A 13,597-nucleotide genomic window follows, 5' to 3' on the forward strand; every position below is an offset into this window, starting at 1 on the left:
TCACAAGCTCCTCATCATGCGCCACAACACCAGGCAGCCGAGTACCTGCAAGGCGAAGGCCAGCAACAGCATCAGTTGGCCGCTGCTGTCACGCCACATGGCCAGCAGGTAGTGGGGGTTGGCCATCAGGAAGTAACCGACCATCGCCAGTGGCAACGCCCCGAGAATGATGGCCGTGATGCGCGTTTCGCCGGTCATGGCCTTGAGCTGGCGGGCCCCTTGCTCGCGCTCGCGGATCAGCTTGATGAGGTTCTCCATCAGTTCGCTGGCGTTGCCGCCATGGCGCTGGTTGATGCGCAAGCCCAGGGCGAACAGCCGCAATTCGTCTTGCTGGTGCAACTCGGCCAGTTCGGTCATGACGTCCTCCAGCGGCACGCCCAGTTGCACATTGCGCCGGACCCTCGCCAGCGTAGTGCGCAGTGGCTCGCGGCTGCTGTCGATAGCGCCCAGTACCGCGTCATTGAGCGTGCGCCCGGCCTTGAGGCTGCGCACGCTGTAGTCCAGCAGGCCGGGCAGTTGCTCGACGACGTGCCGCATGTGCCGGCGGCTCTGCCAGCTGATGAGCAGGTAGGCAATGGCCGGCAGGCCGGTCAGCAGCATCAGCGCAGCGACCCAGCCAAGCGCGACCAGCGCCAACAGCACCAGCCCCAGCCAGGCCAGCAGCCAGCGCTGGGGGTGCAGCTCGACAGTCGTCAAACCGGCGCGTTGTAGCAGCGGGTCGAGCCAACTGCGCCGTGCCGCACCGTTGCGCACAATGCTGAACGCGCGCCCAAGGCGTTGCAGGATGCGCTCTTCGTGCCGCTTGTACAGGCCGCGGCGCAACAGCAGCAGGGCCAGGCCCAGCAACAGCGGGCACAGCGCCAGCAGCAGCGGGCCGGTCACAGCAGGCCCTCTGCCTTGAGCTTGCTGCCGGCCGGGTGGAGCGCCTCGCGCAGGAAGCTGTCACCGCCCCGGCGGTCCAGGCGGAACAAGGTGTTGGTGACGTACACCTCATCGCGCACGCCCACCACCTCCAGCACTTCGCTGACGCAGCGTCGGCCATCGGGCAGGCGGGTCAGCTGGATCACCACGTCCAGCGCTGCACAGACCATTTGCCGCAAGGTCTTTTCGGCAACTTGCCGGCCACTCAGGCCGACCAGTGTCTCCAGGCGCAAGAGTGCGTCCGGTGCGCTGTTGGCGTGCACGGTACTCATCGAGCCATCATGGCCCGTGTTCATTGCGGTCAGCACATCGAGCACTTCGCTGCCGCGGATTTCGCCGAGGATAATACGGTCCGGGCGCATGCGCAGGGCGTTGCGGATCAGCTCGCTGGCCTTGATCTCACCGTGCCCTTCGGCATTGGGCGGGCGGGTTTCCAGGCGCACCACATGGGGGTGGTGCAGTTGCAGTTCGGCAACGTCTTCGATGGTGACCAGGCGCTCGCGAGGGGCGATCATCTGGCTGAGGATGTTCAGCAGGGTGGTCTTGCCGGTGCCGGTGCCGCCGCTGACCAGAATGTTGCAGCGCTTGCCCACGGCGCGTTCGAAAAAGTCGAAGATAGGCTGGTCGATAGCACGGGTGGCCAGCAGGTCGGCACTCTTGAGCATGTCCTGGCGGAATTTGCGGATCGACAGGCACGGGCCGTCCAGCGCCACGGGCGGAATGATGGCATTGACCCTACTGCCGTCGGGCATGCGTGCGTCGACCATGGGCGAGGACTCGTCCAGGCGTCGCCCGAGCGGGGCGAGGATGCGTTGCATCACCCGCTCTACATGGTGGGCGTCGATGAACCGCAGGTCGGTCTGCTGCAACAGGCCGGCCCGCTCGACGAACACCCGATGGGGGCCATTGACCAGAATTTCGGTGACGCTGGGGTCACGCAGCAATACTTCCAGCGGGCCGAAGCCGGTCAACTCGTCCACCAGCTCTTCGGCCAGCCGCTCCATTTCATACCGCGACAGCGCCAGGCGCAGGCGCGCAACGTAGTCACCAACCTGCTCCAGCACGAACTGGGTCAGCGCCGGCCGTGCGCCTTCCAGCAGGTTGCGGCCGCTGTCCTCAATGGCATCGATGGCAAAGCGGTGCAGTGCGCGCTTGAGCGCGTAGGGGTCGCCCGCGGTCGGTTGCGGGCCACCAAACGGTTGATCGTTGTTCATTTGCTGCCCCAAAGCCGGCGCAGCCAGGTGACGGCCGGCGGTGCGAGGTTTTCCGAGCGCCGGGCCAGGCGTTCGCCCAGGCTGCGCAAGGCTTGCGTAAGCGGCTCACGGGGGGCCAGTTCGAACAGGCTCAGGCCCTGGTTTTTCACGTTCAGGCGCACTTCAGGGCTGTAGGGTAGGGCCCTGAGCAAAGGCAGCGCGTAGCGTTTGGCCAAGGTGTCGGCGTCGGGGGCAACCTTGCTCAGGTAGCGGTCCACCAACAGGCTGGCGTGTTCCAGCTTGATGCCGTGATCACGCCACAGGTCGAGCACCTCCAGGTTGCGCCGGCACTCAAGAATGTTCTGGTCGGTGTAGATGATCAGTTTGTCGCAGTGGCTGACCAACGTGCGCAGGGCTTCGCTGTCGGCATGCCCGGCGAGGTTGACGATAATGTGCTGGAAGTGCTGGCGCAGGGCGCTGAGCAGCATGTACAACTCGGCAGCGCTGGTGTGTTGCAGCGGCTCGTCGGTTTCGGCATAGGTCAGCAGGCGCAGGCCCGTGTTGTCGCGGGTAAATGCGCTGTCGATCAGTGTGGTGTCGAGGCGGCGCAGGTGGCGCAGGGCGTCACTGAAGTAGAACGACGCCTCCAAGCCCAGCAGCGCCAGGCTGTCGCCACGCGGCAGGCCTAGGTCCAGCAGCAGGGTTTGCTGGCCGCTCTGCTGCACCACACGGGCAAGGTGGGTGGTGAGCAAGGCGCCGTCGGCACCGCTTTGCACCCCGAACAGCACCGTCAGCCCGCCCAGGCTGGGGTTGCTGGCCACCGCTGGCATGCGTTTGCCCAGGCGCCGCACCAGCCCGGCCACTTCGCTGGCGCGCGAGCCATAGGCGACGAAGTCGCGGGCGCCAGCGCGCATGGCATGCAGCACCAGCTGGTTATCCAGGCCATCGCCGAGGGCGACGATCGCCAGCATTGGCTTGGCCTCCAGCACGCCCTCGATCAAGGCGCACTGGTTGATCAGTTGCTCGCGGTCCAGGCCGATGAACATCAGGTTGCTGAAGGTGGCATTGACCAGGGCCAGCAGCTCGTCGAGGCTGCCACCGTTGGCGCCGATCACCTGGCCTTGCGGTGCCAAGGCGCCCTGCAGCCAGTGCAGGTCCTCTTCGGTGCGGGTGATGGCGAGGAAGGTCGGGTTCAGGCTCTCGTTCATTGCGACAGCCCGCCCTTGCCATCGAAGTTGCCGTTCTCCAGGAAGAACAGGCGGCCCCAGCTGGGGTCGTAGTTACGCAGGTGCTCGCCCGGCAAGGGCGGCAGCTTTGCATTGACCGCCAACGGTTGCACCAGGTGCGGGGTGACGATCATCAGCAGTTCGGTTTCGTCGCGGCGCATGGTCGAATTGCGGAAGAACGCCCCCAGTATCGGCAGGCTGCCCAGGCCGGGTAGCCGGTCTACCGCTGAACGGGTGTTGTTGCTGACCAGGCCGCTGATGATGAAGCTTTCGCCATCGGCCAGGGCGATGCTGGTGTCGGTGCGCCGTACCGTCAGCCCCGGGACCTGAGTACCGGCGATGGTCACCACGTTGCTGTAGTCCAGCTCGCTGACTTCGGGGGCAACCTTGAGGGTGATCCGGCCTTGGCTGATGACCGTCGGGGTCAGTGCCAGGCGCACGCCGAACTCCTTGTACTCGATCGAGACGTTGTCACTGCCGGCACTGGGCACCGGGATCGGAATTTCGCCACCGGCCAGGAAGCTGGCTGTCTGGCCACTGAGCACGGTCAGGCTCGGGCGCGCCAGGGTGTAGGCGAAACCGCTGTTCTCCAAGGCATTGATCATGGCCAGGAAGCGGCTGCTGCCACCGCCCCAAACGATGTTGAAAACGGTGTCATCAAGGGGGATCGCGGGATTCACGACAGGAACAGAACCGGGCGTTACGCTGGTATTGGGCACGGTACCTGGCGAGCCAATCAGGCTATTGTTCGAACCCTTGAAAAACAGCCGTGCTCCTGCCTCCTTATATTTGCTGCGGCGTACTTCGACAAACCGGATATCGGCTTGCACCTGGCTGGGCAGTTGCGTGTCCTGCGACGGCAGGAAGCTGTCCTGGGCCATATCGGCGCTGGCCCGCCCGCGGACGAACACCATCGCCCTGTGCGGTGACGGCGCGCAGGCTGTCCACATCATCAGGCTGGTATTGCCCTGGCCCACTGCGGTAATCACCACACCGCGCTCACCGCTGGCCTGGACATCGGCCACCTTCGGCTCGCCGACCGCAACCCGCTCGATCGCCACCGGCAAGCGCAGCTCCTGCTGCAGGCCCTGGTCGATCTCGATGATCGCAGGCAGTTGGCCGAACGCTTCGCAGCCTTTGGGTGCCGCCTGCGCCTGGGGCAACAGCGCGGCCAGCAGCCCGGTCCAACATGCTTGTCTGAAGAAGGAACTTCGCATCACTGCATCCTTGCCGGTTCAGGGGGTCTTGGCGTTTGCTTCAGCCGTGGCGCCACGGATGATGTGCATGGCGGGCGCGGCGTGGCTGGGTGCCGGGCTCGCCACACTGGCCACCGGCGCCTGGGACAGCTGGCTAAAGCGGTAGAGCGCGCGGTTGGCGGCCTCCACCTGCGGTATCGCATCGGCCTCGCTCCAGTAGCGCGCCAGGCGCTGTTCATCGGCGCTGCGCACCGCCAGGCGCAAGGTGCCGGCCTGGGCGGCCAGCATCAAGCGGCTGGCCATGGCTTCGGGCACGGCCACTGCCACCGTGCGGGTGCCTGCGCCGTTGCCCAGGCCGCTCTGATCGCGGCGGGCCTTTTGCTCTTCGGGGCTCTGCGCCGGGCGGCCATCGTTGGCCAACCCCGTTTGCTCGCCGACGCTCAGCACACGCAGGGCCGGCAGTACCACCTGGGCCGAGGCTTGCGGGTTGTTGGGCTCTTCGCGCAGGAACAGCAGCACGTCAACGTAGTCACCCGGGCGCAGTTGGCCAGCGGCACCGACCACTTCATCCACGCCCAGTGCCACCGCCCGCTCGTGTGCGCGGATCATCCGTGCCAGCGGCCCGCCGGCCTGAAAGCTGGCTTCTTCCAGCCAGGTGCCTGCCGCCAGGGGCCGGGCGCTGCTGCGGCCGACCACCTGAGCGACCTGTTGATAAGCACCGGCGGGGGCGACCTGCAGCCGCTCGACCAGCACATCGTCTTCAGTGAGTGGGGTATTGGCTGGCACGGCCTTGCGCAGCACGACCACAGCCGTGCGCGGCACTTCCACTGGCGCGCTGGGCGCTGGCGCTGTGGCCACGCTCGGCGGTGCAACGGTAGGCGCGGGGGCAATGGGGGCGACCGGCGGACGGCTGAGCACCACGCCCCAGTAGCCTGCCAACAGCGCCGCCAGCAAGAAAAACGCGGCCAGGAATAGGGTCAAGCGGCTGCTCATCTCGGCCTCCCTGCACGCGTTGGATGATGGCGAAAAGTCACTATTTCGCTATAGCAAGTTAGCGCAGCCATCGCCATTTGCCATGAGCCTGGGCAGTTTTTTTCAGGGGGCCAAGCAGGTCGCGTAAAAACAAAGAGTTAGCGAATAACGGTTGGTTAACCCATGCGGGTTAATACTTTCTGATTAACCCTTAAATACATTTGCAGTTCGTACCGGCTTGGCAATTCTTTGATGGCAGATCGGTGTCATTTTGATACCGCCGCCGCCGGCATCCATGCCGCAAGGAGCTGAAGCATGAAACTGTTCATTCTGCACTGCATGAATTTCCTGCATCGCAAGGACGGTGCATCCGGTATCGAATACGCCGTCATCGCAACCATGGTTGCAGTGGTGCTGGCGGCTTTCGTCGGGGATATCTCCACGGCCGTGAACACAACATTCACGACCATCAAAAATGCGCTTTGAGGCCTGAAAGGGAGCCAGCGGCATGCAGAACGCTTGCGCGCGTCAGCAGATCCTCCTGGTGGATGACGAGCAGGACGTTCTGCTGGAATTGGCGGAGCTGCTCGAAAACGAAGGCTTCGCCTGCCTGACCGCCACCTCGGTGAAGGCGGCCTTGCACCAGCTGACCTGTCACCCGGACGTAGCCTTGGTGATCACTGATGTGCGCATGCCGGGCGAAAGTGGCATCGGCTTGATCAAGCGCCTGCGCGAGCATACCGCCCGCCTGCATTTGCCGGTGATCGTCATGTCGGCACAGGCCGACCTGGATGACGTCAGCGAATTGCTGCAATTGCAGGTACTGGACTTTTTCCGCAAGCCGATCTACCAGGCCCGTTTGCTGGAAACCCTGGACAACCTGTTCCCCGTGTCGCGCTTGCGCGTCGTCAATTGAATTGACCCGGGCGGGAACGAAAACGCCCGGCACTTGGCCGGGCGTTTCGGTTATTGCGATCAGGCGTCGGGGTCACTCAGTTCCAGGGCGCCGCGTTTGCTGCGCAACTTGCCGTAGAAGTGCTCCAGCGCGTGGTTCAGCTTGGTGGCGGCACCATCCACCGCCTGGTCCAGCGAAGCGGCAGTGTGGGTCACGGAAATCGGTTGGTGGCCTTTGGGGCGAGCCTCCATCTGGCAGCGTTTGTCATGCGGTCCGGGCTTGGCGCCATTTTCGTCGCGCAGGTGCACCTCGATGCGGGTGAGGTCGTCCTCGTAACGTTCAAGTGAGCTTTCCAGTGTACTGCGGACCCACTGGTCGAGCCGGGCGTTGCCTTCGAAATGGTTGCTGCTGTTGACCTGGATTTGCATGATTCAATCCTTATTCAGCTTGCTCGCATGGAGGCGCGGCCAGGTCCTTGAGACCGTTGGAAATTCTGCGCCTCTTGACTCTAAGGTCAGGCAACCGCCGGATGAATTCAAGCCCTTTCGGAAAATAAATTTCTTGTTGCATCTCTGCGCGCACCGGCAGCTTGTCGTTCAAGCTTTGCTTATGAGAATTGAAATCATTAGTATTGCAGCCCCGAACACGCCCGGACCTTCGCCATGACGCGCAAACCCGCCGGCCTTCCGCTCAGCTACCGCCTGGCCGTGGCCTCACGCAGCTTGGCTGCGCTGCTGGGCGGCTACCTGCTGGCGTCTTCGGCCAGCGTCTGCATGGCCCTGGTGGCACCGTTGCCCAAGGTAGACGCCACGCTGATCGGCCTGATGCTGTCGTTCGTTTTCTACCTGCTGGCCTTCATCTGGTGCTTCGCCTGCCGCAGTGCCTGGCGCGCGTGGCTGGGCGTGCTGGCGCCAAGCCTGGTACTGGGCGTGATCAGTGGCATTGCCTACTGGGTGAAAACCTCATGAAAGACGGCTTCCGCCAGGCCATGGCCTGGCTGCATACCTGGGCCGGCCTGATCTTCGGCTGGCTGTTGTTCGCCATTTTCCTTACCGGCACGCTGTCGTATTTCAAGGAAGAGATCAGCCATTGGTCGCAGCCTGAAGTGCGCAGCCATGCACTGGACCCGGCCCATAGCCTGGCCCTGGCACAGCGTTACCTGGAGGCCAATGCCGGGCATTCAGGCACCTGGTTCATCCGCTTGCCCAACGCCCGCGAAGCGGGCTTGAGCGTGGGCTATCGCGACCCCAACGGCGGCCCGCGGGGCTTTGTCAGCAAGACCCTCGATACCCAGACCGGGCAACCGGTAGAGGCGCGCGACAGCCGCGGCGGCGAGTTCTTCTACCGGTTCCACTTCCAGCTGCAGATGCCGTACCCCTATGGCCGCTGGCTGTCGACCTTCTGCGCCTTCATCATGCTGCTGGGGCTGGTCACCGGCATCATTACCCACAAGAAGCTCTTCAAGGAGTTCTTCACCTTCCGCCCCGGCAAGGGCCAGCGCTCGTGGCTGGATGGGCACAACGCGATCGGCGTGCTGGTGCTGCCGTTCCACCTGATGATCAGCTACAGCAGCCTGGTGCTGTTCATGTACATGGTGATGCCGGCGGGGATCATGGCTAGCTATGGCAACGACACCGGCAAGTACTTCAATGACCTGTTCGGGCGCAACGATGCACCCAAGGCGGCCCAGGTGGCCACGCCGCTGGTCGCGCTGCCCAGCCTGTATGCCAAGGTGCAGGCGCTGCAACCCGAGGCACGCATTGGCAACATCCAGGTGCAGAACCCGGGCGACCGCAATGCCCGTGTCACCTTCACCCAATCGGCGGCCGACCATGTGGCCTACCGGCGCAGCGCCAACTGGACGTTCGATGGCGCCAGCGGCACGCTGCTGAGCCAGGGCAAGCCGGAGAGCGGGGCCATGATGACGTCGTTCAGCTTTGCCGGCCTGCACATGGGCAACTTTGCCGGGCCCTGGCTGCGCTGGCTGTATTTCTGCTTTGGCATTGCCGGTACTGCGGTGATCGGCACAGGCCTGGTGATGTGGCTGGGCAAGCGCCAGCTCAAACATGCCCAGCGCGCGCACATGCCCGGCGAGCTGCGCCTGGTCGAGGTGCTCAATATCGCCAGCATGAGCGGCCTGCTGCTGGCAGTGGCGGGCTTCTTCTGGGCCAACCGGCTGATCCCGGCCGCTGCCGCCGGCCGTGCCGATTGGGAGGTGAATGTCTTCTTCATCGTCTGGGGCCTGTCCCTGGCCCACGCCGTACTGCGCAGTGGGCGCCGGGCCTGGGGCGAGCAGCTGGCGCTGGGCGCATTGGCCTTCGCCTTGCTGCCGCTGCTCAATGGGCTGACCACCGACCGTGGGCTGAACCATTCGCTGGCGGCAGGTGACTGGGCCATGGCAGGCCTGGACCTGACCGCGCTGGGTACCGGGCTGTTCCTGGCCTGGCTGGCCGGCAAGATGCTGAGCAGCCCCGCGCCGCTGGCCAAGCGCGCGGCCCGGGCGGCAGACAAGCCGCGCGCCGAAGCGGCGCAGGCACGCTGATGCTGGGGAACGCATTGCTCGCCTACGCAGGCTTCGTTGCCTTGTGCCTGGCCATGGACAAACATTTTACCGGCCTGCTCGGGCGCAAGCCGCACCCCGGCCATTTGCGCCTGTTGCGCGTGGCGGGCTGGTCGTTGCTGGTGCTGTCGCTGGCGTTCAGTGTGCACCTGCGTGGCTGGGCCCATGGCCTGGTGGAGTGGGCGGCGGTGATGATGGCGGCGGTCACCGTGTGGGTCTTCGCCCTGCCGTACCAGCCGCGGCTGTTGCTGGGCCTGGCCGCCGGCAGTGTGCTGCTGGGCCCGGTGCTGGCCGTTTGGGCGGTGTGACAGCATGAGCGAGCAGGGCGATACCTTCGGGCCGGATGCCGACAGCGCAGGCGGGCGTGCGCGTTTTGTCCAGGTGTTCCAGGCCCAGCGTGCACGCATGGAGGCACTGGTCAGCCGGCGCGTGGGCTGCCGCGCCACGGCGTCGGACCTGGTCCAGGAGTTGTTCCTGCGCTTCTGGCGTCGCCCCGAGGTGAAAGTCGAGGCGCTGGATACTTACCTGCTGCGTTGTGCCGGCAACCTCGCCATCGACCACCTGCGCAGTGAGGGCAGCCGCGAACGCATTGCCGAAGCCGCGCTGGCGGTGGACGAGGCGAGCATGGCGCATGCGCCGGAGCAGGCCGTGGAAGTGGACCATGACCTGCAGCGTATCGAGGCTGCCTTGCGCGCCTTGCCCGAGCGCACCCGGCAGATCTTCCTGCTCAATCGCATTCATGGCTGCAAGTACGGCGAGATCGCCAAGGCCATGCAGCTGTCCCAGAGCGCGGTGGAAAAGCATATGATGCGCGCCCTAGAAGCGTGCAAGGCGAGTGTTGCCGAGCCCGCGTCCACCCCGCGCCGGCCTGGGAGTGCCTGCCGATGAGCCCTATACCGCCGATCACCGAGGCGCAGTCGCAGGCCGCTTTGCGCTGGCTCAGCCGCATCAGCGAGCAACCTGCAGTGGCCGAGGGGGCCTCGTTCAAGCGCTGGTTGCTGGCCGAGCCCGGGCACCGCGCCGCGTACGAGCAGGCCCAGGCGCTGTGGCGCAACAGTGGTGTGGCGGCGTCGCGGCTGGCTGCCGAAGAGCATGCCAGCCTGCAGCCCTACCTGGCCGCCATGGCCCGCCCGGCTGCCAGGCGCCCCGGGCGCGCGCGCCTGGCGGCAATCGGGCTGGCGGCCTGCCTGGTGCTGGCCATTGGGGTAGCCGGGGGCTGGCACCCAGGCTACTGGCTGCAGGACCTGCAGGCCGACTACAGCAGTGCCGGGCAGATTCGCCAGGTTACCCTGCAGGACAACTCGCAGGTGACCCTGGATGCGGGCAGTGCAATTGCGGTCGATTTTGCCCATGGCAAGCGTCGCGTGCGCTTGCTGCATGGCGCGGCGTTCTTCCAGGTCACGCATACCGGCGAGCCATTCCTGGTCGAGGCCAATGGCGGTGAAGTGCGGGTACTCGGTACCCAGTTCGAGGTGCGTGAGCAGGGGGAGGGCACGCAGGTCACGGTGCGCAGCGGGCGGGTGGCGGTGAGCCCGGTTGCGGGGGCCGCGGCCAGGGAGCTGACGGCCAACCAGCAGGTGAGCTACGGCGCCGGCCGGGCCGGCGCAACCTTGGCGGTGGACAGCGACAACCGCCTGGCCTGGCGCCAGGGCTGGCTGAATTACTACCAGGTGCCGCTGGCGCAGGTGGTCGAGGACCTGGGGCGCTACTACCCGGGGCGGATCGTCTTGCTGGATGAGGAACTCGGGCAGCGTAAGGTCAGTGGCAGTTTCCCCTTGGCCGAACCGCTGCGGGCACTGGATTCGCTGGGCAAGGTGATGGGTTTTTCACGGCAGACCGTGCTGGGTCGTTTGACGCTGATCCGCTAGCCCCCTGCCGGCCGCCGTTGGCGCCTGCCGTAGAAGCGGGTTTAGCCGCGACCCGGCAGCACAGGAAAAATATTTTTCAAAAGCGCGTGAGGTAACGGACGGTGGTATCCGTGTAATGAGTGGAAGTGCGATTCATTCGTACTCATATTCCTCTCACAGGTCAGCGTCCATGAAGTTCTCCCCGCGTTGCGTCCCCCTCTGGTTCGGCCTTGCCATGCTCCCGACCGTCGCCGTGGCTCCCCAGGCCAGCGCTGCCGAGCAACAGCAGGCCTACGCCTTTGCCCAGCCGGCGCAACCGCTGGCCCAGGCCCTCAGCGCCTTCAGCCGTACCACGGGCCAGAGCGTGGTTTACACCGTAGCGTTGCCTGGGGTGCAGGCGCCGGCGCTGACCGGCACCTACAGTGCCGAACAGGCGCTGCAACAGCTGCTGGCAAGCAGCGGGCTGACCTGGCGGCGCCTGGACGCGCGGACCCTGACCCTGGACGCGCTGGATACTACCGGGGCCCTCAACCTGCAGGCCACCACGGTGACCTCGCTCCGGGACGACTACAGCTACCAACCCCCGGCCACGGCTTCGATCATGCGTGGTCAGGGCGCCAACCAGGACATCCCCCAGGCGATCAACGTGGTCCCGGCGCAGGTCATCCGTGACCAGGCGCCGCGCAACCTTGACGATGCCCTGGCCAACGTCAGCGGCATTACCCAGGGCAACAACTTCGGCGGCACCTCCGACACGGTGATGAAGCGCGGTTTCGGTGACAACCGCGACGGCTCGATCATGCGCGATGGCATGCCCATCGTGCAGGGCCGCAGCCTCAATGCCAGCACCGAACGGGTCGAAGTGCTCAAGGGGCCGGCCTCGCTGCTGTACGGTATCCAAGACCCGGGCGGGGTCATCAACGTGGTCAGCAAGCGCCCCCAGCTCGAGCAATACAATGCCCTGAACCTGCGGGGCTCCACCTACGGCAGCGGCAAGAACGGCAGCGGCGGGGGCTTCGACAGCACCGGCGCGCTGGGCGACAGCAACTTCGCCTACCGCATGATCGTCGACCACGAAGACGAAGATTACTGGCGCAACTTCGGGGTGCATCGTGAATCGCTGGTCGCGCCGTCGTTGGCCTGGCTGGGCGAAGACACCCAGGTGGTGCTGGCCTACGAGCACCGCGAGTTTCTCTCGCCGTTCGATCGGGGCACGGCCTTTGGCAGCAATGGCCACCCGCTGGACATTCCCGCCACCCGGCGCCTGGACGAGCCCTTCAACGACATGGAAGGGCGCTCGGACCTGTATCGTCTGGAGGTCGACCACCAGTTGGCCGATGACTGGAAGCTGCACGTTGGCTACAGCTTCAACCGTGAGACCTACGACGCCAGCCAGGTTCGCGTCACGGGGGTGAACGAAGCCAATGGCACCCTGACCCGCAGTATCGATGGCACCCATGGCGCCATGAGCCGGGACCAGTTCGCAACCTTGAGCCTGGGCGGCACCGTGCAATTGGCCGGCATGCAGCATGACTTGCTGCTGGGCGCCGACCATGAAGACCGCAAGGTCTACCGCGCTGACCTGATCCGGCAAGCCGCGCGGTCCAGCTTCAGCTACGTGAACCCGGTGTACGGGCAGGAAGTGGAAGGCACCACCGTGCGTGCCAGCGACAGTGACCAGACCGACAAGCTGCGCACTGACGCGCTGTTCCTGCAGGACGCGCTGCACCTGGACGATCACTGGATCCTGGTGGCCGGTGCACGCTTCCAGCAGTACGACCAGTACGCCGGCCGTGGTCGCCCGTTCACGGCCAACACCGATACCAACGGCCAGACCTGGGTGCCGCATGCCGGTATCGTCTACAAGGTCGATGAGCAACTGTCGTTCTATGGTAGCTACAGCGAATCGTTCAAGCCCAACTCCAGCATCGCGCCGCTCACCGGGGGGGTGGTACTGGACTCGTCGGTGGCGCCGGAAGAGGGCAAGTCGTGGGAGCTGGGCGCCAAGCTCGACATGCCAGGCAGCCTGACCGGTACCTTGGCGCTGTTCGACATCACCAAGCGCAACGTGCTGGTGGCCAATTTCGACACGCGCACCGGCGATACGCTTTACAGCAATGCGGGTGAAGTCAACTCACGCGGGGTTGAACTGGACCTGACCGGCCAGCTCAGCGAGCGTTGGAGCCTGATCGGCAGCTATGCCTTCACCGATGCCAAGGTCACCCAGGACCCTGACCTCAAGGGCAACCGCCTGCAGAACGTGGCCAAGCACAGCGGCTCGCTGTCGGCGGTGTACGACTACGGCAGCCTGTTCGGCGGCGACCGCCTGCGCTTTGGTGCCGGGGCCCGGTATGTGGGTGAGCGCAGCGGCAACGCGACCAACACCTTCGACTTGCCGTCCTACACCGTGGCTGACGCATTTGCGACCTACGAGACCAAGCTCGATGAGCACAAGGTGCTGTTGCAGCTGAACGTGAAGAACCTGTTCGACAAGGTGTACTACAGCTCGGCGGTGAACCAATACTTTGTGGCGATTGGGGATGCGCGGCAGGTGAGCCTGTCCAGTACCTTTGAGTTTTAGGGAGCAGGGGCCGCTTCGCGGCCCATCGCAGGCAAGCCAGCTCCCACAGGAATCGCGATATGTTCTGGCCCCATCGCAGGCAAGCCAGCTCCTGCAGGAATCGCGATATGTTCTGGCCTCATCGCAGGCAAGCCAGCTGCCACAGGAATCGCGATATGTTCTGGCCTCATCGCAGGCGAGCCAGCTCCTACAGGAATCGCGATATG

The 13,597-nt window shown here is 65.1% G+C and carries 14 protein-coding genes; 8 read left to right on the forward strand and 6 right to left on the reverse strand.

Annotated elements, in window-relative coordinates:
* From ACF8SD_RS22905 to cpaB, 5 genes are read right to left on the reverse strand one after another with little or no spacing between them, the layout of a single operon-like run.
* Positions 1–882 carry a type II secretion system F family protein gene (locus ACF8SD_RS22905; protein WP_392483622.1) on the reverse strand — a complete coding sequence of 294 codons (882 nt, stop codon included), beginning with the start codon at positions 880–882 and terminating at the stop codon, positions 1–3.
* Entirely contained in the window at positions 879–2,135 is a 1,257-nt protein-coding gene (locus ACF8SD_RS22910) for a CpaF family protein (RefSeq protein ID WP_173891026.1), read from the reverse strand. The genes ACF8SD_RS22905 and ACF8SD_RS22910 overlap by 4 nt, the downstream gene beginning before the upstream one ends.
* The gene (locus tag ACF8SD_RS22915; RefSeq protein ID WP_173891025.1) at positions 2,132–3,322 is read right to left on the reverse strand and encodes a pilus assembly protein; all 1,191 of its coding nucleotides are present in this window, start codon (positions 3,320–3,322) and stop codon (positions 2,132–2,134) included. The genes ACF8SD_RS22910 and ACF8SD_RS22915 overlap by 4 nt, the downstream gene beginning before the upstream one ends.
* Positions 3,319–4,557: a type II and III secretion system protein family protein gene (locus ACF8SD_RS22920; RefSeq protein WP_173891024.1), complete on the reverse strand. Its 1,239-nt coding sequence runs from the start codon at positions 4,555–4,557 to the stop codon at positions 3,319–3,321. The genes ACF8SD_RS22915 and ACF8SD_RS22920 overlap by 4 nt, the downstream gene beginning before the upstream one ends.
* Positions 4,558–4,575: 18 nt before the next feature.
* Complete coding sequence (cpaB, locus tag ACF8SD_RS22925; RefSeq protein ID WP_173891023.1) at positions 4,576–5,529, reverse strand: Flp pilus assembly protein CpaB; 954 nt, start codon at positions 5,527–5,529, stop codon at positions 4,576–4,578.
* A 294-nt stretch (positions 5,530–5,823) separates the two neighbouring features.
* Between cpaB and ACF8SD_RS22930 the strand changes: the two genes are divergently transcribed.
* Both ACF8SD_RS22930 and ACF8SD_RS22935 read left to right on the forward strand, forming a co-directional pair.
* The gene (locus ACF8SD_RS22930) at positions 5,824–5,994 is read left to right on the forward strand and encodes a Flp family type IVb pilin (RefSeq protein ID WP_029885790.1); all 171 of its coding nucleotides are present in this window, start codon (positions 5,824–5,826) and stop codon (positions 5,992–5,994) included.
* 22 nt (positions 5,995–6,016) lie between these two features.
* A complete protein-coding gene (locus ACF8SD_RS22935) occupies positions 6,017–6,424 on the forward strand; it encodes a response regulator (RefSeq protein WP_009685022.1) in 408 nt (135 codons plus the stop codon).
* A 59-nt stretch (positions 6,425–6,483) separates the two neighbouring features.
* On the opposite strand, the gene ACF8SD_RS22940 is transcribed toward ACF8SD_RS22935, so the two are convergent.
* Positions 6,484–6,831 carry an HPF/RaiA family ribosome-associated protein gene (locus tag ACF8SD_RS22940; protein WP_009685023.1) on the reverse strand — a complete coding sequence of 116 codons (348 nt, stop codon included), beginning with the start codon at positions 6,829–6,831 and terminating at the stop codon, positions 6,484–6,486.
* A gap of 234 nt (positions 6,832–7,065) precedes the next feature.
* Here ACF8SD_RS22940 and ACF8SD_RS22945 point away from each other — a divergent pair, with 234 nt between their 5' ends.
* The 6 genes from ACF8SD_RS22945 to ACF8SD_RS22970 all read left to right on the forward strand — a co-directional run bounded on the left by ACF8SD_RS22945 (position 7,066) and on the right by ACF8SD_RS22970 (position 13,391).
* Positions 7,066–7,371 carry a DUF3649 domain-containing protein gene (locus ACF8SD_RS22945; protein ID WP_392483624.1) on the forward strand — a complete coding sequence of 102 codons (306 nt, stop codon included), beginning with the start codon at positions 7,066–7,068 and terminating at the stop codon, positions 7,369–7,371.
* Positions 7,368–8,945 (forward strand): PepSY-associated TM helix domain-containing protein, encoded by a 1,578-nt coding sequence (locus ACF8SD_RS22950; RefSeq protein WP_392483625.1) that lies wholly within the window; start codon positions 7,368–7,370, stop codon positions 8,943–8,945. The genes ACF8SD_RS22945 and ACF8SD_RS22950 overlap by 4 nt, the downstream gene beginning before the upstream one ends.
* Complete coding sequence (locus ACF8SD_RS22955) at positions 8,945–9,271, forward strand: DUF3325 domain-containing protein (protein WP_392483627.1); 327 nt, start codon at positions 8,945–8,947, stop codon at positions 9,269–9,271. Before ACF8SD_RS22950 ends, ACF8SD_RS22955 begins: the two co-directional genes overlap by 1 nt.
* Before the next feature lie 4 nt (positions 9,272–9,275).
* On the forward strand, positions 9,276–9,851 hold the full coding sequence (locus tag ACF8SD_RS22960; RefSeq protein ID WP_392483628.1) for an RNA polymerase sigma factor: 576 nt from the start codon (positions 9,276–9,278) through the stop codon (positions 9,849–9,851).
* A complete protein-coding gene (locus ACF8SD_RS22965; protein ID WP_173891018.1) occupies positions 9,848–10,831 on the forward strand; it encodes a FecR family protein in 984 nt (327 codons plus the stop codon). Before ACF8SD_RS22960 ends, ACF8SD_RS22965 begins: the two co-directional genes overlap by 4 nt.
* Positions 10,832–11,000: 169 nt before the next feature.
* Positions 11,001–13,391, forward strand: coding sequence for a TonB-dependent siderophore receptor (locus ACF8SD_RS22970; protein WP_392483629.1), 2,391 nt, complete (start codon positions 11,001–11,003; stop codon positions 13,389–13,391).
* Positions 13,392–13,597: the final 206 nt, after the last annotated feature.

Origin of the sequence: Pseudomonas sp. CJQ_9, assembly GCF_043106615.1 — a bacterium.
Classification (GTDB): domain Bacteria; phylum Pseudomonadota; class Gammaproteobacteria; order Pseudomonadales; family Pseudomonadaceae; genus Aquipseudomonas; species Aquipseudomonas juntendi.